20 protein-coding genes are annotated in these 22,897 nt (G+C 31.4%); 18 read left to right on the top strand and 2 right to left on the bottom strand.

The genetic code is table 11. The features are described from left to right. Positions 1-14: 14 nt before the first annotated feature. From BQ7358_RS04185 to BQ7358_RS04105, 16 genes are all read left to right on the top strand, one after another. Complete coding sequence (locus tag BQ7358_RS04185; RefSeq protein WP_062174617.1) at positions 15-686, top strand: hypothetical protein; 672 nt, start codon at positions 15-17, stop codon at positions 684-686. Positions 687-1,205: 519 nt separating this feature from the next. Further along, a complete protein-coding gene (locus tag BQ7358_RS04180; RefSeq protein ID WP_062174615.1) occupies positions 1,206-1,820 on the top strand; it encodes a nitroreductase family protein in 615 nt (204 codons plus the stop codon). A 134-nt stretch (positions 1,821-1,954) separates the two neighbouring features. Beyond that, positions 1,955-2,626: an HAD family hydrolase gene (locus BQ7358_RS04175; protein ID WP_062174613.1), complete on the top strand. Its 672-nt coding sequence runs from the start codon at positions 1,955-1,957 to the stop codon at positions 2,624-2,626. A 114-nt stretch (positions 2,627-2,740) separates the two neighbouring features. Next, positions 2,741-3,130, top strand: a complete 390-nt coding sequence (locus tag BQ7358_RS04170) for an OsmC family protein (RefSeq protein ID WP_062174611.1) — start codon at positions 2,741-2,743, stop codon at positions 3,128-3,130. A gap of 239 nt (positions 3,131-3,369) precedes the next feature. After that, positions 3,370-4,746, top strand: coding sequence for a S1C family serine protease (locus BQ7358_RS04165; protein ID WP_062174609.1), 1,377 nt, complete (start codon positions 3,370-3,372; stop codon positions 4,744-4,746). 237 nt (positions 4,747-4,983) lie between these two features. Then, positions 4,984-5,856 carry a UTP--glucose-1-phosphate uridylyltransferase GalU gene (gene galU, locus BQ7358_RS04160; protein ID WP_062174607.1) on the top strand — a complete coding sequence of 291 codons (873 nt, stop codon included), beginning with the start codon at positions 4,984-4,986 and terminating at the stop codon, positions 5,854-5,856. Positions 5,857-6,423: 567 nt separating this feature from the next. Continuing rightward, positions 6,424-7,746, top strand: a complete 1,323-nt coding sequence (prdC, locus tag BQ7358_RS04155; protein WP_327058533.1) for a proline reductase-associated electron transfer protein PrdC — start codon at positions 6,424-6,426, stop codon at positions 7,744-7,746. Between the two features lie 20 nt (positions 7,747-7,766). Further along, the gene (gene prdA / locus BQ7358_RS04150; protein WP_072520244.1) at positions 7,767-9,716 is read left to right on the top strand and encodes a D-proline reductase (dithiol) proprotein PrdA; all 1,950 of its coding nucleotides are present in this window, start codon (positions 7,767-7,769) and stop codon (positions 9,714-9,716) included. Between the two features lie 23 nt (positions 9,717-9,739). Further along, positions 9,740-10,030 (top strand): CBO2463/CBO2479 domain-containing protein, encoded by a 291-nt coding sequence (locus BQ7358_RS04145; protein ID WP_021752993.1) that lies wholly within the window; start codon positions 9,740-9,742, stop codon positions 10,028-10,030. An 18-nt stretch (positions 10,031-10,048) separates the two neighbouring features. Continuing rightward, entirely contained in the window at positions 10,049-10,774 is a 726-nt protein-coding gene (gene prdB / locus BQ7358_RS09155; RefSeq protein ID WP_082729142.1) for a D-proline reductase (dithiol) protein PrdB, read from the top strand. 123 nt (positions 10,775-10,897) lie between these two features. Next, positions 10,898-11,635 (top strand): proline reductase cluster protein PrdD, encoded by a 738-nt coding sequence (prdD, locus tag BQ7358_RS04130; protein WP_072520243.1) that lies wholly within the window; start codon positions 10,898-10,900, stop codon positions 11,633-11,635. A gap of 15 nt (positions 11,636-11,650) precedes the next feature. Continuing rightward, on the top strand, positions 11,651-12,121 hold the full coding sequence (locus tag BQ7358_RS04125; protein WP_062174599.1) for a glycine/sarcosine/betaine reductase component B subunit: 471 nt from the start codon (positions 11,651-11,653) through the stop codon (positions 12,119-12,121). A gap of 18 nt (positions 12,122-12,139) precedes the next feature. Beyond that, entirely contained in the window at positions 12,140-13,159 is a 1,020-nt protein-coding gene (locus BQ7358_RS04120) for a proline racemase family protein (protein ID WP_062174597.1), read from the top strand. Positions 13,160-13,169: 10 nt separating this feature from the next. Beyond that, complete coding sequence (locus BQ7358_RS04115; RefSeq protein WP_062174595.1) at positions 13,170-14,057, top strand: TSUP family transporter; 888 nt, start codon at positions 13,170-13,172, stop codon at positions 14,055-14,057. A gap of 336 nt (positions 14,058-14,393) precedes the next feature. Continuing rightward, positions 14,394-15,284: a TSUP family transporter gene (locus BQ7358_RS04110; RefSeq protein WP_062174593.1), complete on the top strand. Its 891-nt coding sequence runs from the start codon at positions 14,394-14,396 to the stop codon at positions 15,282-15,284. Positions 15,285-15,521: 237 nt separating this feature from the next. Further along, the gene (locus tag BQ7358_RS04105; protein ID WP_062174591.1) at positions 15,522-16,409 is read left to right on the top strand and encodes a sulfite exporter TauE/SafE family protein; all 888 of its coding nucleotides are present in this window, start codon (positions 15,522-15,524) and stop codon (positions 16,407-16,409) included. A gap of 95 nt (positions 16,410-16,504) precedes the next feature. Here the strand turns inward: BQ7358_RS04105 and rarD are convergent, their stop codons facing one another. Beyond that, on the bottom strand, positions 16,505-17,401 hold the full coding sequence (gene rarD / locus BQ7358_RS04100; RefSeq protein ID WP_062174589.1) for an EamA family transporter RarD: 897 nt from the start codon (positions 17,399-17,401) through the stop codon (positions 16,505-16,507). A 36-nt stretch (positions 17,402-17,437) separates the two neighbouring features. Beyond that, the gene (locus BQ7358_RS04095) at positions 17,438-18,871 is read right to left on the bottom strand and encodes a bifunctional folylpolyglutamate synthase/dihydrofolate synthase (protein ID WP_062174587.1); all 1,434 of its coding nucleotides are present in this window, start codon (positions 18,869-18,871) and stop codon (positions 17,438-17,440) included. A gap of 203 nt (positions 18,872-19,074) precedes the next feature. Here BQ7358_RS04095 and folP point away from each other — a divergent pair, with 203 nt between their 5' ends. After that, positions 19,075-19,878 (top strand): dihydropteroate synthase, encoded by an 804-nt coding sequence (gene folP, locus BQ7358_RS04090; protein WP_062174585.1) that lies wholly within the window; start codon positions 19,075-19,077, stop codon positions 19,876-19,878. A 5-nt stretch (positions 19,879-19,883) separates the two neighbouring features. Beyond that, positions 19,884-22,691: a DUF3427 domain-containing protein gene (locus tag BQ7358_RS04085; protein ID WP_072520242.1), complete on the top strand. Its 2,808-nt coding sequence runs from the start codon at positions 19,884-19,886 to the stop codon at positions 22,689-22,691. The last annotated feature ends 206 nt before the right edge of the window (positions 22,692-22,897 follow it).

Below are 22,897 nucleotides of genomic sequence, written 5' to 3'. Positions count from 1 at the left end.
AAAGGATGATAATTATGACAGATATCTTATTTATAAATCCGCTAGGTTGGGATAATTTTATTTGGTCGAAAATTATAGACAATATTGATAATAAAATTTTTGATTTCGTAGAGTTTACAGAAGAAAGTTTTAAAACAATATCAAAAAAAGAAATTGAACAGATGTTATTAAATAAAATGACAAAGGTAAAACGTGGTGGTTATATTATAAGCGTTTCTTACGGAACTGTTGCGTTACTAAATAGTCTGGAAAAATTTTCTGAATATCTTGACGGAATTAATTTAATAGTGGTTGAAGGGCTGGAACCCGTACCGCCAAAATCTATATTGAAAAAATATTTTGAAGATGAAGTAAAGTTTAAAAGTAGAGAAGAATACTTGGAAAAAACACTTAGTGGAAATGAGTTAGAAAATGAGTCTTTAAAAGAAATGTTATTAAAAAGACTTATAAGTAAGGGTAGTGAATATGTCATAAGTCCATCCGCAAAAACGGAATATAAATATTTATCCCTTTATGCAGGGATAGATAATTTAAAATTATTAAAAAGATATAGGGGAATTTTTAATAGATTGACTATTTTTTCATATTTTAAATTAGTCGGAATTAATTATATTCAAATAGAGGAGAACGATCATCTATTAATGGTAACAAAACCAAATATGATAATAGATATATTAAATAAATAAAGTTTATTCATGGAAAAGTTATACTTAAGTAAGATTTTGTATGTTATTAATAAAATACATTATTTTTTCAAAAATTTTGTAATTGTGAAAACGTATATTATAAATTCAAATAAAAAAATTTATTAAAGGCAACTGGTTATCTTAAAAAGTTAATCAGTTGTTTCTATTTCTATATATTTATATACAAAATATTTTTTATTGCTAACTCTATAATAGTAAGGCAACCTTAAGAAATTCACCACTAAGAATGGCGACGAGCCTAATAGCAATGTTTGTAGTGGTAATAGTAAAATGCTTTTAGCATTTTACTTGGAGAATTTTAGACCTTGGCTAAAATTCTAGCCGAAAAATCCATTCACGCAGTGAATTAGTTGTAGGCGTCCACACCACTACTAACCATTGCTGAAATATTTGTAAAATAATATATACTTTTAAAACATATGGCTTGATAATAATTATCATTTACTATATAATGTAGACGTTATTGGGAAAAATAGGTTAGGTGAAAGAGGTAAGGTAATGAAAGACTTTTTTGAGATAATTAAGAGTAGACGTTCTGTAAAATATTATAAAAATGAAGTGAAAATTCCAAGAGAAGAGATAGTAGAAATGTTGAATATGGCGAATACCGCTCCATCATTTTGTAATTTCCAACCTTGGAGATATATTGTTGTAGATACTGCTGAAGGGAAAGAAAAACTGGCTAAAGCGAATTATAACAAAGCTCAAAATGAAACGTCGGCAGCCATGATTGTTTTATTAGGTGATTTGAATTATTTTGATAACTTCCATATGATTTATGGTTCTGCTGTAGATAAAGGTTATCTTCCACAAGAAATAAAAGACGGGTTGTATAACGATATGGAAGGAATGGTTAATTCATTAAATGAAGAAACTAAACGGGAAATAGTTTATTATGATTGTGGACTCTGGTCAATGCAGTTTGCCAATATAGCACGTGCCAAAGGATACGATACAAATATATTAGCAGGATTTAATAAGGAAAAAATAGTAGAACTTTTTGAGGTAAAAGAAGATTTTGTACCGATTATGCTAATATCATTAGGGGAAAAAGAAAAAGACGGTCACAAAACAACAAGGATGGATGCGGAAAGTCTAGTATCGTTTGAGTAAAAGAAATAAACATAGTAATAATTTTAACAAGTCCTAAAAAGTTCTTTAGGCTTGTTTTTTCATATTACTTTTAATTTAATCTATAAAAGTATAAAATAATATTTGTACTAAAATAAAGTGTCAGGAGAAGAAAAGTGAATAAACTAGAAGCGGTAATTTTTGATTTTGATGGAACGATAGTAAATACGGAAAAAATATATTATGAAACTATGAGCGAACTAACGAAGGAATGGCTTAATGAAAATCTTGATAAAATGGATTATATTCATAATGTTTCAGGAACAAACGAAGAAACCAGCAAACGATATTATAATAAGAGATATAATATGACAGGCGAGGAATATGATAAATTCGAATTAGAAATTACAAAAAGAATTATAGCAAATTATCATAATGCGGAAATCCTTCCGGGGATTCCGGAAACGATGAGTTTTTTAAGAGAAAGCGGTATAAAAATGGCAGTTGCTTCTAATGGTAAATTAGGGCATATTGAAGCAGGGTTAAGAAACAAAGGACTTGATAAATATATAGATGTCATTGCAACAAGAGAAGATGTTAAAAATCCTAAGCCTGCTCCGGATATTTTTTTACATGCAGCAAGTAAATTGGGAGTAAATATAAAAAATACAATAGCTATAGAAGACTCAAGACCCGGAGCGTTAGGTGCAGGTGTTTCGGGGGCTACACTTATATTACAGACAAATGAGATAACAAAATATATGGATTTTAGCGGTGTAAATTATGTTTATAAAGATGTAGATTTATTAGAAACAATAAAAAATATTGCCGCTAAAAATAGTTTATAATTAAAGAAACAAGTCGGCTTGGTAAAAACTGTGGAATGGAGAAATTTACTGTTTTAAATTATATTTTTATACAGTTATAAAATATATATTAAACAAAAAATAAGGAGAGAAATTATGTATAAGATACAAGGAACAATAAAAGAGGGATTTACAACAACAGCGGTAACTTCATCAGGTGGAGAATATAGGATGTTCATTGAAGAAAATATTGATGGACCGATGGATTTGTTTTCCGTAGCTTATGTTGGGTGTATTAGTATGTGTGCTAAGGGATATTTTGTAAGAACATATGCTCTAAAAAATTTACAATTAAATGTTGAACTAACAGTAGATTATGATAATAAAAAAATTGTTGCGGATATTTATGTTGATAGAACTGAAGAACAGCTTGTAAACGGTGATAGACAAGGAGTGTTAGATAATATAAAACTTCGTTGTAAAGTATCTCATTTATTGACAAGCGATTTAGATATTAACTACAATGTAAAACGGCTAAAAAAATAAAATATTAGTAAGAGATAATTACCTTTTTAACCAAATTTTAAAACTTTAAATTTAGGGCGACTAAAGGTAATTATTTTTTGAAATGATACATTGTAAAATAATATTACGGCAAAATTATAACTGAACCTTAACAAAACTTAAATAAAAATATTAATTGTGTTTAAACCTCCCTTTAAACTGTGTTTAAACTTTTATTGATAAGATTAAAACAAGTTAAGAATAAAGTTAGGAGGATTTTTATGGAAAACAACAATAATAATAGAGATGAAGAATTTAACACACAAAATTATAATAACGAATCATACAATAACCAACAAATAAATCAAGAATATTATAACGATCAACAAACACATTATAACAACGATTATCAAAACGGTAATGATTACCAATATGATAATTCTTTTGAAATGCCTCAAACAACAAAGGATAATAGAAACTACGGAAAATTATTTTTAACGATATTTGCTTCTTTTGCTTTGGGAGCAACAAGCGTCTTTGGAGCACAAACAATTATGGGTTCTACAAAAACGACGAAAACGTCAAGTGTTGCAACGACAAAACAGGAACAGGATAACCAAACAACAACTGTTAATGCAATCTCAAAAGCAAAAGATGCTGTAGTGTCAATAGTTAATTATCAAAGCACATCAAATAACGGTTTAGATTCTGCTTTAAGAGGTATAACCGGTAAAAGTGGAAATAATTCAAACTCAAGTGAGTTAAAACCTGCTTCAAGCGGAAGCGGAGTAATTTATAAAAAAACGGGAAATACAGCTTATCTTGTAACGAATAACCACGTTATAAAAGGGGCGAAAAAATTAACAGCAATTCTCAGCGATGGAACTAAGGTCAATGCTGAAGTTGTAGGAACAGATGTTTGGACAGATATAGCCGTTTTAAAAATAAGTGCCGAAAATGTTACTACTACGATGGATTTTGCAGATAGTGACAAAGTTGCTGTCGGTGAAACGGCATTTGCCATAGGGTCACCGTTAGATGTTAATTTATCAAATACGGTGACAAAAGGTATAGTGTCGGCTGTTAATAGACAGATACCGATGGATATTGACGGTGACGGTACAAGCGACTGGAATCAAACGGTAATTCAAACGGACGCTGCTATTAACCCGGGTAATAGTGGAGGAGCATTAATAAATAATGAAGGAAAATTAATCGGAATTAATGAATCTAAAATTGCTAAAGCCACTTCAAATGTTTCTGCTGAAGGTATCGGTTTCGGTATTCCGTCAAATGAAGTAAAATTAATAACAGAACAATTAGAAAAATCCGGGAAAGTAACAAGACCGGCTCTTGGGGTACAATTAGTTTCATTAGCATCAGTTGATAGTGATGTTGTAAAATCTGAATTAAAATATAATGGTAAATCGGGAGTTGTTATAAGAAATGTAGAAGAAAATACTCCGGCTTCTCAAGCAGGTTTAAAAAAGTATGATGTCATAACTAAATTAAACGGTGTAGAAGTAAAAGATGTTGCAGCGGTAAGAAAATATTTATTTGAAAAAGCCAAAATCGGAGATAAAGTTACCGTAACTTATTACAGAAACGGAAAAGAACAAACAACAGATGTAGTAGTTCAATCTTTATCGAATAATTAATTAAGTAATAACTAATAAAATGAAAACCAGCTTAATAATCAAAATAAATTTGAAACAGAGTTATTAAGTTGGTTTATTTTGTTTGAAAAATGTTTTTAATTATATATTTGTACGCAATAGAATACTTTGAATTGTAATTTTTAAAAAATAATAAGTTTGAAAAATGTTTGATATTTGCTAAAAAAATAAAAATATGTTATTATACCTATGATAAAATATAAGAAAATAGGTGAATAAATGAAAAAAGTAAGAAAAGCTATAATTCCGGCAGCAGGATATGGTACTAGATTTTTACCTGCTACTAAAGCATTACCTAAAGAAATGTTACCGATAATTGATACTCCTACTATTCAATACATAGTAGAAGAAGCGGTAAAAGCCGGAATAGAAGATATAATAATAGTAACAGGAAAGCAAAAAAGAGCTATAGAAGATCATTTTGATAGAAATGTAGAATTGGAAGTAGAATTGGAAAATAAAGGTAAGTTGGGAATGTTGGAAAAAGTAAAATACCCAACAACACTTGCTAATATTCACTATGTTCGTCAAAAAGAAATGGCAGGTTTAGGAGATGCTATTTTGACGGCACGCAGTTTTATAGGAGATGAACCGTTTGCCGTTTTACTTGGAGATGACGTTGTAGTAAATAAAGAAAAACCGGCAATTAAACAGTTAATAGAAAAATCGGAAAAAACAGGTTGCTCTGTTATTGGAGTACAAACAGTTCCTGAAAATCAAACTCATAGATATGGAATAATCGCTCCAAGATCAAATGATGGAAAATTATATGAGGTGGAAAATTTTGTTGAGAAACCCGCACAAGGGACAGCACCATCTAATCTGGCTATAATGGGTCGCTATGTTCTTAATCCGGGAATATTTAAACATCTTGAGAAAAAACAAGTTGGTGTTGGCGGAGAAGTACAGTTAACAGATGCAATTCAAATGTTAAATAAAGAAGAAAAAGTTTATGCTTATGATTTTGAAGGGAAACGTTATGACGTTGGTGAAACTATCGGCTTTGTAAAAACTACAATAGATTTTGCACTTCAAAGCGATTTAAGGGATGAATTGATTCCATTTTTAAAAGAAAAATTAGCAAATTTATAAGTGATAGTTACAAAGAACAAGATTGAAATTTACAATCTTGTTTTTTACTTTGAAATAATATAAATAGGAGATTTTATTTAAAGAAGTTGTTAAAAAAATTTTGAAAAATTATATTTAAAATTTTATAGTATTATACCAGTAAAAGTAAAATTTTAAGAAAGAAATTTATTATGTTTAAAAATTTTATATAACAATTCTAATCTATTTTTATTTCTAACATATATTAAAATTCAAAAAAAGAAACTTCTGAATGTTACAAGAGTTATTTAGAGAAAAGTTTATTTTTGTAAGTGTAACCATAACTTTTAATAACAGATTTTTAAATGATAATACATTTCAATTAGAGAATAAATTGTAGGGAGAATTATATTAAAATATTTTTATTGAAAAAGGCATATATTCAATAATTTAACAGATTGTCTATGCAAAATTTAAAAAACTTTAAAAAAAACTTTGAAAAATTGTTTAAAAATGTTTTGCAAAATTATTAAGACTGTTATACAATAAATATAGTAGGAGTTTTATGCTACTGCTTATTCATAATCTTTAAGGAAAGGAGGAAAAAATATGTTAGAGTTTAATAATGTTGAAAAAATCAATATTCCGCTAAAACAACACGTTGGTGGTCCTTGTCAAGCTATTGTTAATGTCGGGGATCATGTAAAACGTGGTCAATTAGTTGCTACTCCCAATGGGTTAGGTGCTAATATTCACACTAGTTTATCCGGTGTTGTAGAAGAAATTAACGATATGAATATCGTTGTAAAATTAGATAAAGAACAAACAGATGACTATGTGAGATTAGAAAAAACTGACGATAAGTTGCAAAAGATAAAAGATGCAGGTATTGTCGGAGTTGGGGGAGCCGGCTTTCCTACCGGAATTAAGTTATCGGCACAAATACCGGGTGGGTATGTTATTGCCAATGCAGCAGAATGTGAACCGATTTTAGGACATAATGTTAAGTTTATGGAAGAACATCCGGAAGAACTTGTACGCGGTTTGAAATATATTGTTGAATTAACCGGCGCAAAAGAAGGATATATTGCGATAAAAACAAAATATCGTAAAGCATTGCATGCATTAGGTAAAGCGTGCAAAAATGAACCTAATATTAGTATAAAAATCTTGCCTAATATGTATCCAGCAGGAGACGAACGTGTTATTGTTAGGGAAACATTAGGCGTGATTTTAAAACCGGGTCAATTACCATTGGAAGCTAATGCAATTATCTCAAATGTTGAGACTATTAAGCGTATAGTGGAAGCAATAGAAGAAGATAAGCCGCTGATTGACAAAGATCTTACAGTAGGCGGACGTGTAAATAACCCAAGCATATTCTTAGATGTACCGATCGGATTACCGATTAGTGTGTTTATAGAAAAAGCCGGCGGTTATATTAACCCACATGGAGAGATTGTTCGTGGGGGACCATTTACGGGACGTCCGGCACAAAAAGGAGATCCTATTAATAAAACAACCGGTGGTCTTCTAGTGGCTATGCCATATCCACAAGAAAGAGAGAAAGTAGGAATACTAATTTGTGAATGTGGTGCACAAGAAGAACGTCTTCGCCAAATTGCTGACGGAATGGGTGCTGAAGTAGTGTCTGTCCAAATGTGTAAACGTATGAAACCGGATAAAAACGGTAGATTACGTTGTGAATTACCGGGTATTTGCCCAGGACAAGCGGAAAAAGTATTGAAAATGAAAAAAGATGGTGCGAAAGCAGTCATTACTGGTACTTGTCAAGATTGAACCAACACCGTGACAGGTGTAGCTCCTAGGTTAGGAGTAAAAGTTTATCATAGTACCGACCATGTACTTCGTGCCACTGACCATCATTTATACAGAAGCTATAAAAGCTTAGAATTACATAATAATAAATAATTAGTTGGAGGTTAGAAGTAATGTCAATTACAGTAGAAACTGCAAAAGAACACTTAAATGACAAAGCGGTATTTTGTTGCAGAGCTGAGGAAGGTATCGTAATTAGTCCTGAAAACTTAGAAGATCCAGGGTTATTCGATGACTTAGAAGATTCAGGGTTACTATCATTCCCAGACAATGCATTAACAATCGGACAAGTATTAGGAGCAAAATTAACAAAAACAACAGACGCTCTAATACCAATTACACCGGATATCATTGATGCTGTCCAAGGTGTAGAAGAAGAAAAAGCAGAAGAAAAACAAGAAGAAGTAGTAGTAGGAGAAGCTAGCGTAGTGGCAGAGCCGATTCCTGCTCCCGTAGTGGTGGCAGAACAAACACAAGCTCCGGTAAATTCAGGAGTATTCAAACTACAAATCGGTAAAGGTGAAAATATTAACCTTGAAATTCCACTATCAGCTTTTGCAGGGCAATCTGCAGCACCGGTTGCACAACCGGCAGCACCTGCTCAAGTAGTAGAAACAAAAGCTGTAGAAGCTCCTAAAACAGAAACAGTAGTAGAAAAAGAAGCAGAAGAAAAACATGAAGGTGAACCAAAATTCATTCGTTCTCTTTTAACAAAACACTACAAAATTGATAAAGTAGTCTTCGGTGAAAAAACAGAAATTAAAGGTACAACTTTAGTATTAGGAACTCCGGAAGATTTATGTAAAGCTGCTATTGAATCAGAAGAATTAGTAGAGGATGTTAAATTAGAAATCATCACTCCTGAACAGTATGGTACATACAGTGAAACAATAATGGACGTGCAACCGATTGCGGTTAAAGAAGAAGGAGAAATCGGTCATGGTGTTACTCGTGAACTTAAAGGTGTAGTAATGGTTCTTACAGGAACAGATGCTAACGGAGTTCAAATCGGGGAATTCGGTTCTTCAGAAGGAGAATTGGATCGTAACATTATGTGGGGCCGTCCAGGTGCTCCGGATAAAGGAGAAATCTTCATTAAAGGACAAGTAACAATCAAAGCGGGAGCTAACATGGAACGTCCAGGACCATTGGCAGCTCACAAAGCATTTGACCATATTACAGAAGAAATTCGTAAAGCTCTTAAAGAATTAGATGATGAAAGTTTGGTAGTTGGTGATATTAAATTAGAACAATATCGTCATCCGGGAAATAAAAAAGTGTTGATAGTTAAAGAAATCATGGGACAAGGTGCGATGCACGATAACTTGATTTTACCGGTAGAACCGGTAGGAACACTTGGTGCTAAACCTAACGTTGACTTAGGTAACTTACCGGTTATGCTTGCTCCAACAGAAGTATTAGATGGTGGTATCCATGCGCTAACATGTATCGGGCCAGCTTCAAAAGAAACTTCTCGTCATTACTATCGTGAACCGTTAATCTTAGAAGCGATGACTGATGAAGAAATCGACTTAGTAGGGGTATTACTAGTTGGATCTCCACAAGCTAACTCAGAAAAATTCTATGTATCTAAACGTGTAGGTATGACTATTGAAGCTATGGATATTGATGGTGCTATCGTTACAACAGAAGGATTCGGTAACAACCATATCGACTTTGCATCACATATTGAACAAATCGGTTCTCGTGGAGTGTCTGTAGTAGGTATGACTTACTCTGCGGTTCAAGGGGCTCTTGTAGTAGGTAACGAATACATGAAAGCCATGGTAGATAATAATAAATCTAAACAAGGTATTGAAAACGAAATTCTTTCAAACAATACATTATGTAGAGAAGATGCTGTCCGTGCTTTAGCAATGCTTAAAACACAAATGGGTGGCGGAGAAATAAAAAAAGCTGAAAGAAAATGGAATCCTAATGTTAAATTAAATAACGTAGAAGTTATTGAAAAAGCTACAGGAGAAAAAATAGAGCTATTAGAAAACGAACAAATTTTACCAAAATCTAAAAAACGTCAAGAAATTTACGAAAAAGAAGATTAATTTTTAAGAGTAGGAAATAAGTTATGATTGAAAAATTAAAATATGCGTCTACAGAAAGAGTGTTCGAAGGGATAATAGTTGATCATAACGATGCCAGCGTTACGATAGATATTAAAGGACGTTTAGGGCAGTTTAAAATTCCTATGAGAATGTTGATTTCTGAATATCCTGTGCAAATAGGTCAAGAAGTTGCCTTTTTGTTCAGCTATCCGGAAGTTATAACAGAAGAACCTGACGAACATTATGTAAATGCAATAAAAAATACTAAAAAGTTACAAGAAGAAGTAAAAAATAGAAGACTAAAAGAAGAATAGTAGGAAGGAGAATTTAGAATGTCATTAACGATATTTGAAGGTCTACAATCAGAGATTTATGTACCGATTACACCAAAACCAGTTTGGGCTCCAGTGACTAAAGAATTAAAAGACATGAAAGTAGCATTAGCAACTGCTGCGGGAGTTCACTTAAAAACAGATAAAAGATTTAACTTAGCAGGGGATACAACATTCCGTGAAATTCCGGATACTGCACACAGTTCAGATCTTATGGTATCTCATGGTGGGTACGATAATGCTGACGCTAACAAAGACATCAACTGTATGTTTCCGATTGATAGATTACATGAACTGGCTAAAGCCGGATTTATCGGCAGCGTAGCAGAATTCCACTATGGATTCATGGGTGGTGGTGGAGACCAAGAGGCTTTCACTAACAGAACAGGTCCGGAAATCGCTAAAAAATTAAAAGAAGAAAATGTTGATGCAGTTATTTTAACTGCTGGTTGAGGTACTTGCCATAGAACTGCCGTGATCGTGCAGAGAGCAATTGAAGAAGCAGGTATTCCAACAATCTTAATAGCGGCACTACCGCCGGTAGTGCGTCAAAACGGTACTCCAAGAGCCGTTGCTCCACTTGTACCAATGGGAGCAAACGCAGGAGAACCTGGTAACGTTGAGCAACAAACACAAATTCTAGAAGCAACTTTAGAGCAACTAGTTAAAATACCAAGTGCAGGTAAAATAGTTCCTCTTCCATTTGAGTACATCGCTCACGTGTAGGAGTTTACTAAATTAGAAGAGGGATGTGAATCTCTCTTCTTTTTTAACAAAGAAACTGTATTATAAAACAGTTTCAGTTGTGTTTCAATACAGTTTTTAATAAATAATAGGGGATGATGACTTATGCCAAAAGAAAAATTACAAATAAAAGCATTCCATATTAATACTGTTACACTTGGTAAGAAAGTTAAGATTGATAATAATGTACTGACTATACCAACAGAAATAGTATATAATAAAGATATTTTTGAAACTGTAAGTATAAAAATTATTAAACCGAAAGAACATGATATTTATGTTAATACTATAATGGATATAGTGCCAATTTCGACAAAAGTAATAGGGCGACTTGGAGAAGGAATAACTCATACATTGACCGGTGTTTACACATTGCTTACCGGGGCAAATACTAAAGGGGAACAGATGCATGAGTTTGGTTCATCAGAAGGTATTTTAAGTAAGCAATTGGTGCTTAATAAAGCAGGATCACCGTCAGTTGATGATTACTTAATTCATATTGATGTTGTGATTAAAGATAATATAGATTTTGATAGAGCTTTAGCATTTTCAATTTTTGAGTTATCAGACTTATATCTTCAAGAAATTAGAGAAGCCATGAAGGTACTTAGCGGACGTGATGCTGACGAAGTTCATGAATTTTATAATACATCAAATCCGGGTAAGCCTAAAGTTGCTCTTGTAAAAGAAGTAGCCGGGCAAGGAATGATGTATGATAATCAGTTATTCCCGATAGAACCCAGTGGAATAGATAAGGGTATTTCTATTATAGATATGAATAATATGCCGGTTTTACTTACAGCGAATGAATATCGTGACGGTGCTATAAGGGCTATGGTATAGAAAGAAGGTGTTAGTATGGGGATAGGGCCATCTACAAAAGAAACCAGTTTACACCATTTTAGAGATCCGTTACTTGATACATTAGCTACTGATCCGGATATTGATTTTCAAGGTGTAATTATTGTTGGAACGCCACAAGACAATAGATTAAAACATCTTGTAGGCTGGAGAACCGCCGTATGGCTGGAGGCTATGAGAACAGATGGAGCTATTATTTCGGCAGACGGCTGGGGGAATAGTGATGTTGACTATGCCAATACAATGTTTGAAATAGGAGAGAGAGGAATTTCTATAGTTGGTTTAAAATTTATGGGAAAACATAAATTTGTGGTAGAAAATCAGTATACAAAATATGTCTTAGATTTTAATAAGTCTAAAGAAGGTGTAGAAACGGAAATTGTTTGTCAGAATAATGTTGATTATTCTGATGCGAGAAAAGCGTTGGGACTTTTAAAATTAAAAATGAGGCAAGATGCAAATAAATAATTTAAGGAGAGAATTATCATGAAATTAAATAAAATGATTTCGGTTATAGATACACATACAGCAGGGGAAGCTGCTCGTTTAGTAACAGCGGGTATTCCAAAAATTCCCGGTAAGGATATGGTAGAGAAAAAACAATATTTTATCGATCATTTAGATGATGTTAGAAAATCTGTAATGTTTGAACCACGTGGGCATCAGGATATGTTCGGAGCGTTCTTACTACCTCCAACAAAAGAAGAAGCGGATTTCGGATTGGTATTCATGGATACCGGCGGTTACTTAAATATGTGTGGACATAATACCATCGCAGCGGTAACAGCTTCAGTTGAAACAGGTATGGTTGATGTGGAAGAAGGAGCTACAGAAAAAGAAGTTGTTGTAGAAACGCCGGCAGGATTAATCTACGCAACGGCAAAATTAAAAGATAATGGAACAAAAGTAAAAGAAGTTTCATTTAGAAATGTTGAGTCATTCTTATATAAACGTGATTTAGAATTAGATGTAGAAGGTGTCGGTCATATTAAATTTGATATTTCATTTGGTGGTAGTTTCTTCTGTATTCTTTCAGCTGATCAATTAGGGTTGGAAGTAAAACCGGAGAATGCTTCTAAATTAAAAGAAATGGGACTAAAAATCAGAGATGCGGTTAATGCAAATGTAGAAATTCAACATCCGACATTATCGCATATCAAAACTGTAGATTTGATAGAAATTTATGATAAACCGACTCATCCGGAAGCTACATATAAAAATGTTGTAGTATTTGGAGATGGTAATATTGACAGATCACCTTGCGGAACCGGTACTTCTGCAAAATTAGCAACATTATATGCTAAAGGTGAATTAAAACCGGGAGATCCTTTTGTATATGAAAGTATTTTAGGTACTTTATTCAAAGGTAGAATTGTTGAAGAAAGAAAATTAGCGGATTATGATGCTATCATTCCGGAAATAACAGGTTCTGGTTATATCTTAGGATTTAGTAATTATGTATATGATCCGGATGATTCACTAACTTATGGATTCTTATTAGGATAGGAGAAAAGAGATGTTTAGTTTAGTAAATATATTATTAATGTTATTAGCTGCTTCAGGCATATACTTTTTGGCAATGTGGGTGTTGGATATAGTAAAAAACAAAGATACTGAAAGTGAAGATTCAAACCCTATAATCGGATTCTTTATCGGATTAATAACAGACTTTATGGATACTTTAGGTATCGGTAGTTTTGCTCCGACAACATTACTTGCAAAAGTAACAGGTTTTATAAAAAATGACAGATTCTTACCGGGAACATTAAATGTAGGGCACACAATTCCCGTATTAATCGAAGCATTTTTATTCATTCAAGCGGTTAAAGTAGAGGCTGTAACCTTACTTTCTCTAATTGCAGCAGCAGTTATTGGTGCTTTAGTCGGAGGACGTATAGTAACAAAATTACCTGAGAAAAAAATTCAGGTTGTTATGGGATTTGCTTTAATTATTACAGCGTTGTTAATGTTTGCCAGTAAAATGGGATGGCTTGCATTACTTGGTGCTAACAACACAGCACTTAAATTAACAGGAATTGCTTTAATAGTAGGTATAGTTGGTAACTTTATCTTTGGAGCATTAATGATGGCAGGAGTAGGATTGTATGCACCATGTTTAGCAATGGTATCCCTATTAGGAATGGATCCGAAAGCTGCATTCCCTATTATGATGGGTTCATGTGCCGCATTAATGGCGATTGGGTCACCTAAATTTATTAAAGAAGGATTATACCCAAGAAAAGGTGCAATTGGTGTTACAATCGGAGGTATAATCGGGGTTATCGTCGGATATCAATTTATTACTTCATTATCATTATCAAGTTTACTATGGTTAATTATCGTAGTAGTTATTATCACAGGACTTGATATGTTAAGAAAAGGATTTAAAAAAGAAGTAGCATAGAGATAAAAAACTTTAATGTCAGCTCACCTTGTAGTTATGAAAACACATTTGAAAATACAATGATAATATGTTACAATAATAATGTGAGATATTAGAAATGTATTGAATAAAGTGAAATATAATGAAAGAAAGAACATAGATATATTTAGTAGGGGGATTAATCCCGATTTAGAGTGTTAGAGAATTCTAGCACTCTATACATTTTTGTGATGAGATTAATCTATAAGAAAAAAGTTGTAAATATTATTTTTTCAGAAAACTACTAAATATTTTCATATTAGAAGTAATTATTTACCGGATAGAAGGTAAATTATAATAAAAGCAAGAGGTGAAAAGATGATTAATTTAGTAAACACAGTGTTGTTGTTATTAGGGATAGCTGTCGTGTATTTTGTCATTACATTAGCTATGGATGTGATTAAGAATAAGGATAAAGTAAAAAAGGAATCAAATTTTATTTTAGGATTTATAATAGGAATTATAACAGATTTCTTTGATACTTTGGGAATTAGTAGTTTTGCGATAACGACTCTGTTAGGAAGAGTAACAGGTTTTATAAAAAACGACAGGTTATTACCGGGAACTTTGAATATAGGACATGCAGTACCGACAGCCACAGAGGCATTTTTATTTATTTCTGCTGTAAAAGTAGAAGCTATTACACTTTTATCATTAATAGTTGCGGCTGTGGTGGGGTCACTGGTCGGCGGTCGTATAGTTACTAAATTACCGGAGAAAAAAATACAAATTGTAATGGGATTTGCCTTATTATTTACAGCTATCTTGATGTTTACTAAAAAAATGGGGTGGTTAGATTTACTTGGTGCAAACAACACCGCACTTGAATTAACCGGGTTGTTGTTGATTATAGGAATAGTTGGTAACTTTATTTTTGGAGCATTGATGATGGCAGGAGTAGGATTGTATGCACCGTGTCTTGCTATGGTTTCTTTGTTAGGAATGGATCCGAAAGCTGCATTTCCCGTTATGATGGGTTCATGTGCTGCGTTAATGGCAGTGGGCTCTTCTAAATTTATCAAAGAAGGGTTATACCTAAGAAAAGGAAGTGTTGCAATTACTATTGGAGGAATTATCGGAGTAATTATTGCTTATCAATTTATTAATTCACTATCGGTTTCAGGTCTTATGTGGTTAGTAATTGCCGTAGTTACTATAACCGGCTTTGATATGTTGAGAAAAGGTATAACTAATAAAAAAATGTCTTAATAATATTTTATGACAATTATTAATTTAACAAAATAAAGAATAACTATATACAAAAAAATTGGGTCTACAAAAAATCGGACTGATGAAAAAATCAAGTCCGATTTTTTTATAACAAATTTACAAAAAAATATAGAAAAAAAGTAAAATATTTTTTCGATTAAACTTTACAAATAATAATAAATATAATATAATATTTATTTGCAAGGGTATTCATTAATATATTAAAGGAGAGGTTATATGAGTTTAGTAGTAATATTGTTAGGTTTATTGTCGTTAGCGGCGGTATATTATGTTGTGATTTGGGCGCAAGACATTATAAAAAACTGGAATGAACCGGATAACTCTAATCCGATTTTAGGATTTGTAATAGGTATTATTACGAATTTTTTTGATGTGCTTGGGATAGGAAATTTTTCAACAATAACATTAGCATCACAGTTGACAGGTTTTATAAAAAACAATAGATTATTACCCGGGATGTTAAACATAGCGAGTGTTGTACCGGTTTTAATTGAAGCATTTTTATTTATTTCAAATGTCGAGGTCGGTGCAGTTACATTGTTATCCTTAATTATAGCGGCAGTTGTCGGTGCATTGGTGGGAGGACGTATAGTAACAAAATTACCTGAATATAAAATACAAATTGTAATGGGATTTGCCTTATTGATAACAGCATTTTTAATGTTTGCCAAAAAGATAGGTTGGTTGGCGTTATTGGGAGAAAATAATACGGCGGTTAATTTAACCGGTATAGCTTTAATTATCGGTATTGTAGGAAATATTATTTTTGGAGCATTGACGATGGCAGGTGTGGGGTTGTATGCACCGTGCTTAGCAATGGTATCACTATTGGGATTAAATCCAAAAGTTGCTTTTCCGATTATGATGGGTTCATGTGCCGCCTTAATGGCAATGGGATCTCCAAAATTTATTAAAGAAGGTATGTATCCAAGAAAAGGGACACTGGGACTAGCTATCGGTGGAATAGTCGGAGTGTTTATAGGATACCAGTTTGTTAAATCATTATCAGTAGACAGTTTGATATGGATAATTATTGTTGTAGTAATTTATACAGGTATTATGATGTTAAGGAAAGGATTTAAAAATCATCAAAAAATAGTTTAGTGAATATATTAAAGCTGATTAATTAGTAATAAATCAATGAGATGTTTTCGAACATTGTATGAATTTAGTTACCGGATAATCAGCTTTTTAGTTTATTATATATTTTTATTTTTGAATGATTGGACAGTTGAGTAACAAAACACAATAACGGCTATCCAAATTATTATGAATGAAATGAGTTTTTCAATGCTAAGAGCTTCTCCATAAACGAAGATTCCTATAAGAAATTGCATTGATGGTGGAATGTATTGAAGTATTCCTAATAAATACAGCGGTATATGGTTGGCACCTTTAGCAAAAAGCATAAGCGGTACTGCAGTTATAGCACCGGAAAGTAAAATCCAGATAATAGTCATAGTACCGTCAGTATAGAAAGTTAAGTTATTATTTATTGTTAAGTATGAAATATAAATAAGTGCTATTGGGAAAACAATTACAGTTTCTACTAACAGGCTAGCTTTAGGGCTAATAACAATTTTCTTTTTACACAGGCTATATAAACCGAAAGTTAGTGCGAGCATTATAGAAATCCAAGGAAGTGACCCTAAAGATATAAATAAATATAATAATGATATGCCGACACAAATACAAGCTATAATTTGAGTACGACTGAGATGCTCTTTTAAAAATATAACAGCTAGGATAATTGTCACTATTGGATTTAAGTAGTAACCGAAACTTGCTTCCAGTACATGATTTGTATTAACAGCAATAATGTAGGTTAGCCAGTTAATTGTAATGAGAATAGCGGCTATAACTAAAAGTATGAATTTTTTCTTATCTTTCCATAATTTTAAAATTTCTTTAAATATTCTTTTTTTATTTTTTGAAATTAGAACGATAAACAACATAAAAACAAAAGACCAAATTATTCGATGTGACAAAACTTCATAAGCATCAATGTTTTTTAATAATTTGAAATAGACGGGAAAAACTCCCCATGATAAATAACAAATTAAAATAGCAATTAAACTTTTTTTTGTATTATTCATAATAAACACTCCTTACTTGTATAAAATAATATACTTTTAATAATGGTCAATTATTTCACTTCTTACCGCTGAGATGAGATATAAAGACCCTGTTATAAGAAGTATTTCGTCATTTTTCAGGTTTGGTACTAAGTTGGCTAATGCTTGTTCATAATCTTCAAACTTTGTAATAAAGGTGGTATCAAAAGCATTAACTAAACTGTTAAGATTGGATTCTTTTATTGCAATAGGAACTTTTGTAATGAAAAATTCTGCAGGAATAGTTTTTATTATTTCTATCATAGAAGAATAGTCTTTATCTTCTAAAATTCCCAGAAGAATTTTTAATTTAGGGAATTTAACCATTTTTAAATAATTTACTAAACTATTTACTCCGTCATTATTATGGGCACCGTCTAATAAAATATTTTCTCTTATCCACTCAAGTCTACCTGCCCAGTTTGAGGTAGCTACAGCACGAGAAATAGTGTTAAAATCTATATCTATTATTTTTCTTTGCTGTAAGTTTTCCAGTACGAGTAGAGCGAGTGAACAGTTATAAATTTGATGTTCTCCTATCATTTTAGTAGAGTAGGTTTTATTTTTGTAATTAAATTCGTTTCCATGAGCATGAATGCTTTTTATTTGAATATCTTTAGTATTTAAAATAGTTAATGTAGCATTTTTTTCTTTGCAAATATTTTTAATAACCATTTCGATCGAATTAGAAGAAGGGTAAATAATTACATTATCATTTTTTTGGATAATTCCGGCTTTTTCAAAGGCAATTTCTTCTAAAGTATTACCAAGGATATTTGTATGATCCAGACTAATTTTTGTAATAACGGATAGTAGTTTTTTTTCAAAAATATTTGTACCGTCAAAACGTCCACCAAGCCCAACTTCCATAATAACAAAATCTGTACCTTGTTCTTTAAAATAAAGGATAGCAACTGTAGTTATAATTTCAAAGAATGATAAGTTATCGGTTGAATGTGGGTTATTATCAGACCAAGTTTTTTCTACAAGTTTAAACAGTTCAAATGCTCTTTTATAAGGTATAAATTTATCATTAATACGAATACGATCGTTAAAACTAAGCATACCGGGGCTTGTGTATAAACCTACACGATATTTGATTTTCAAAATATCTTTAAGGTATGAACAGGTTGAGCCTTTGCCGTTTGTTCCGGCAACATGGATAATATTAAGGCTTTTTTCCGGATTATTAAATAGTCCTAATATTTTTTTCATACGATGAAGCCCCAGTTTCATACCGGAGCGCTCAATTTTATATGAAGAAGTTATCAGTAACTCTTCACAAATAATTTCTGTAACATAATCAATAGTTATATTTTTATTAAATGTTTCTAATTTTTTTAGTATTTCATCAAGTTCAAACTTATCAAAAAGTTCAAAGATATTATTTTCATCTTTTAAATTATTTTTTTCTAAAAAGTTTTTATATTTTAATTTACAGTTATTAATCATAATAATTCTCCTAATATAATTGTCCGGGAAGAAGAGAATAAATTCTTGCCTGCCAATGTAAAAAATATTATAGAATAATTTTATAACAGTAAGTAAAAAAAGTAAAGAAAGGGTTGTGTTGATATGTTGTAAAAAAGCACTCATCTTTATTTTAATGTAGATGAGTGTTATAATTATAAAAAATAAAAAGAGTGGGTAATATAATGAGTAAATTAAGAAAACTTTTAAATGAAAAAAAATATTTAATAATGGGGATTTTAAATTTTACACCTGATTCTTTTTCGGACGGTGGAGATTTTTTTGACGTTAATTGTGCAAAAGAACAGGTAAAAAAAATGATTGAAGACGGAGCGGATATTATTGATATTGGAGCGGAATCTACCAGACCGGGAGCGGTTGTTGTGTCGGAGAAAGAGGAGATAAAGAGATTGGAGAGCATTTTTCCTACTTTAAGAAAAGAATTTCCTAATGTTTGTTTTAGCGTAGATACTTATAAAGAAAATGTTGCAGAGTATATGATAAAGCAAGGGGTTGATATTCTTAATGATGTTAATGGAGCGAAAAATAGCAATATGGCACAAATCGCTGCAAAATATGATATTCCGATTATTGTGATGCACAATGGAGGTGTAGAGGAAACTAAGGAAATAGAACAAGTAGTAAAAGAATTGGGAGAAAGTGTTGATATTTGTCTAAATGCTGGTGTGAAAAAAGATAATATTATAGTTGATCCGGGCATGGGATTCGGGAAAACTGCGGAAGCTAATTTAACTATCACAAAAAATCTTAGTCTATTGTCTTCTTTGAATTGTGAAATTTTGTACGCTGTTAGTAGAAAAAGAACGACAGATTACATTTTAGGTGGGAATACAAATCCTAAAGATAGAGATGTAGTAAGTGCCGTTTTATCCATTGAATCACTAAGACGTGGTGCAAGGATAGTACGGGTTCATAATGTGAAAATTATGAAAGAAGCTGTGTTGACTTATGAAAAAATAAATGGATAAAGCATATGAAAAATACTTTTATATATAATGATCATTTGAATGCCAAAAAGGTACTAAGCACATTGGAAAGAGAATTAGATGGGTGTTCAGAATTTATTTTCAGTGTAGCATTTATTTCAGAAAGCGGCTTAACCGGGTTACTTCAAATATTAAAAAATTTAGAAGAAAAAAATATTCATGGTAAAATTTTAACAACAAATTATTTATATTTTAATTCTCCAAAAGTATTGGATAAATTAGAAAAATTTAAAAATATAGAATTAAAAATCTTTGATATTGAAACTAATAAAATAGGATTTCATACCAAAGGATATTTATTTAAGTATGAAGATGGATGGAGAGTGTTGTTAGGAAGTGCAAACCTTACTATTAATGCCTTAACAACGAATAAAGAGTGGAACACTTTGATAGAAGATAATAATTCTTTAGTCGCAGAAATTTTGACGGAATTTAGTAATTTATGGAAAAATGCCACTGATTACACAAGTATACAAAATAAATATAAAAATCAGTATTTGGAATATAAAATGGTAGATAAAGAAAAAAATTCTCTAAAGCCAAAAGTTATAATCCCAAATAAAATGCAGGAAAATTTTATAAGAAATTTTTTCAATATACGTAAAAATAGTACAAGAGCACTTTTGATTTCAGCTACAGGGACAGGAAAAACTTATGCTGCCGCTTTTGCAATGAAAAGTGTAAAGGCGGGAAGGATACTATTTGTAGTGCATAGGGAGCAAATTGCCCAAAAAGCTCTTGAAACATTCAAAATTATTTTTGGAAATACTAAAACATATGGGCTTCTTAGTGGAACCAGTAAAAAATTAGAAGCGGATTTTATTTTTTCAACGGTGCAAACTTTATCGAAAGAAGAAGTGCTATCCGGTTTTAGTAAGAAACATTTTGATGAAATAATTATAGATGAAGTTCATAGAGCCGGAGCAAAAAGTTACTTACGAATTTTAGAATATTTTGAACCGAGATTTTTCTTAGGAATGACGGCAAGCCCGGATAGGACGGATGGATTTAATATCTATGATTTGTTTGATAATAATATTGTTTATGAAATAAGACTTCAGGAGGCGTTGGAGCAAAACTTACTTTGCCCTTTCCATTATTTTGGTATTAGTGATTTAATCGTTAATGGAAAAGGTCTAGATGATTTTACTGATTTTAATAAACTTGTAACAGATGAGAGAGTGAATCATATTATTAACAAAATAAGTTATTATGGGTACTCAGGAAAAAGGGTAAAAGGTTTGATTTTTTGCTCAACAAAAAAAGAAGCAAAAGAATTATCAGGAAAATTTAATAAAAAAGGATATAAAACTTCTTATTTGACCGGTGATGACAGTATTAAAAAACGTGAAGAAGAAATTAACAAACTTGTAAGTGATAATGGAGAAATCTTAGATTATATTTTTACAGTTGATATTTTTAACGAGGGAGTTGATATTCCGGAAATAAATCAGATTGTTATGCTTCGTCCTACACAAAGTGCGATTATTTTTGTTCAACAGCTAGGGCGGGGCTTAAGAAAAGCAGCCCTTAAAAATTTTGTCGTTATAGTTGATTTTATTGCGAATTATAAAAATAATTTTTTAATACCGGTAGCACTTTCCGGAGATAACAGTTATGATAAAGACAATATTCGTCGTTTTCTTGCTCAAGGTACGAGATATTTACCGGGGACATCAACAATTCACTTTGATAATATTTCTAAGCAACATATATATAAATCAATAGATAGTGTAAAATTAAACACTTGGCATTTAATAACTGATGAATATTTTTTGTTGAAAAATAAACTGGGAAAAATTCCTGCATATTATGATTTTGACAACAATTTTGATATAAGAAAGATATTTGAAGTAGCCGGAAGTTATTACACATTTTTGTCCAAAAAGGAACCGAACTATAAATATAAAAATAAATTAACTAAAACTCAAGAAAATATGCTGAGTTTTATATCAAAAAATTTAATTTTAAGTAAAAAAATAGAGGAATTACAAATATTAAAATTACTTTTAACAAAAACTGAAAGTATAGAATGTAGTTTCAAAAAGATAATGTTTGACGATTATAATAAGTTTATTGCGGACTACGAATTGGAAGTAAGCAAAAAAATATTAACAAATAATTTTGTGACCAGTAGTGTTACGAAAAAGAAATTTAGCGATTGTATATTTTTAGATGAAAAAGAAAAAATGCTGAAAATTTCAAAAGAATTTAAAACGGAGTTAAGTTCGGAAATTTTTAAAAAGTTAATTACAGAGCTGGTAGATTATGGGATTTATATATACAATGAAAAATATAAAAATAAATTATATAATGACACCAATTTTGTTCTTTATGAAAAATACAGCTTTGAAGATATTTGTAAACTTTTTTCATGGAGTATTAATTATGTGCCTTTAGCAATAGGGGGATATAAATATGACGAACAAACCAAAACATTGCCGGTGTTTATTAACTATGATATTGATGAAAATTCATTTAATCATGATTACACACATGGCTTTCTCCCTGATAATAGATTTACTTCAATGTCGAAACCGAGAAGAAATCTTAATTCAAAAGAATGTGAGTATTTTTATAATAAGAATACGAAAATTTATCTCTTTATGAGAAAAAACAAAGACGATAAAGACAGTGCAAGAGTATTCTACTTTTTAGGAGAAATGAAAACAATAGGAAGCCCGAAATTAGTACATAGACAAAAAAGTAAAGATACTGTAATTCAGTTTTACTACAAAATATTAACACCGATAAGAGAAGATATTTATGAATATTTTACAAGAGATAAGGTGTAAAAATACAAATTAAAAAAGTGAAAAATATGACTAGCCCTCAAAACTTGGACAAGTTTTGAGGGCAATTTTTAATGAAATTGATAAATGAAAATAAAATAGAAATATACAAACTTAATTAAAGGAGGCTGCACTTATATACAACTATCCGAAAAATTCAAAATAGCGGGATGTATCCTAAAAATCTCGGTTTTTTATCTTTTGAAAAT

The organism is Gemella massiliensis, from assembly GCF_900120125.1.
Lineage (GTDB): Bacteria > Bacillota > Bacilli > Staphylococcales > Gemellaceae > Gemella > Gemella massiliensis.
The sequence above is the reverse complement of the archived record's forward strand: the minus strand, read 5'-3'. Positions and strand labels throughout refer to the sequence as shown.

Coding starts and splice junctions, on each gene's coding strand:
- BQ7358_RS04185 (WP_062174617.1), top strand. CDS start 15: ATGACAGATATCTTATTTATAAATCCGCTAGGTTGGGATAATTTTATT.
- BQ7358_RS04180 (WP_062174615.1), top strand. CDS start 1,206: ATGAAAGACTTTTTTGAGATAATTAAGAGTAGACGTTCTGTAAAATAT.
- BQ7358_RS04170 (WP_062174611.1), top strand. CDS start 2,741: ATGTATAAGATACAAGGAACAATAAAAGAGGGATTTACAACAACAGCG.
- BQ7358_RS04165 (WP_062174609.1), top strand. CDS start 3,370: ATGGAAAACAACAATAATAATAGAGATGAAGAATTTAACACACAAAAT.
- galU (WP_062174607.1), top strand. CDS start 4,984: ATGAAAAAAGTAAGAAAAGCTATAATTCCGGCAGCAGGATATGGTACT.
- prdA (WP_072520244.1), top strand. CDS start 7,767: ATGTCAATTACAGTAGAAACTGCAAAAGAACACTTAAATGACAAAGCG.
- BQ7358_RS04145 (WP_021752993.1), top strand. CDS start 9,740: ATGATTGAAAAATTAAAATATGCGTCTACAGAAAGAGTGTTCGAAGGG.
- prdD (WP_072520243.1), top strand. CDS start 10,898: ATGCCAAAAGAAAAATTACAAATAAAAGCATTCCATATTAATACTGTT.
- BQ7358_RS04125 (WP_062174599.1), top strand. CDS start 11,651: ATGGGGATAGGGCCATCTACAAAAGAAACCAGTTTACACCATTTTAGA.
- BQ7358_RS04120 (WP_062174597.1), top strand. CDS start 12,140: ATGAAATTAAATAAAATGATTTCGGTTATAGATACACATACAGCAGGG.
- BQ7358_RS04115 (WP_062174595.1), top strand. CDS start 13,170: ATGTTTAGTTTAGTAAATATATTATTAATGTTATTAGCTGCTTCAGGC.
- BQ7358_RS04110 (WP_062174593.1), top strand. CDS start 14,394: ATGATTAATTTAGTAAACACAGTGTTGTTGTTATTAGGGATAGCTGTC.
- BQ7358_RS04105 (WP_062174591.1), top strand. CDS start 15,522: ATGAGTTTAGTAGTAATATTGTTAGGTTTATTGTCGTTAGCGGCGGTA.
- rarD (WP_062174589.1), bottom strand. CDS start 17,401: ATGAATAATACAAAAAAAAGTTTAATTGCTATTTTAATTTGTTATTTA.
- BQ7358_RS04095 (WP_062174587.1), bottom strand. CDS start 18,871: ATGATTAATAACTGTAAATTAAAATATAAAAACTTTTTAGAAAAAAAT.
- folP (WP_062174585.1), top strand. CDS start 19,075: ATGAGTAAATTAAGAAAACTTTTAAATGAAAAAAAATATTTAATAATG.
- BQ7358_RS04085 (WP_072520242.1), top strand. CDS start 19,884: ATGAAAAATACTTTTATATATAATGATCATTTGAATGCCAAAAAGGTA.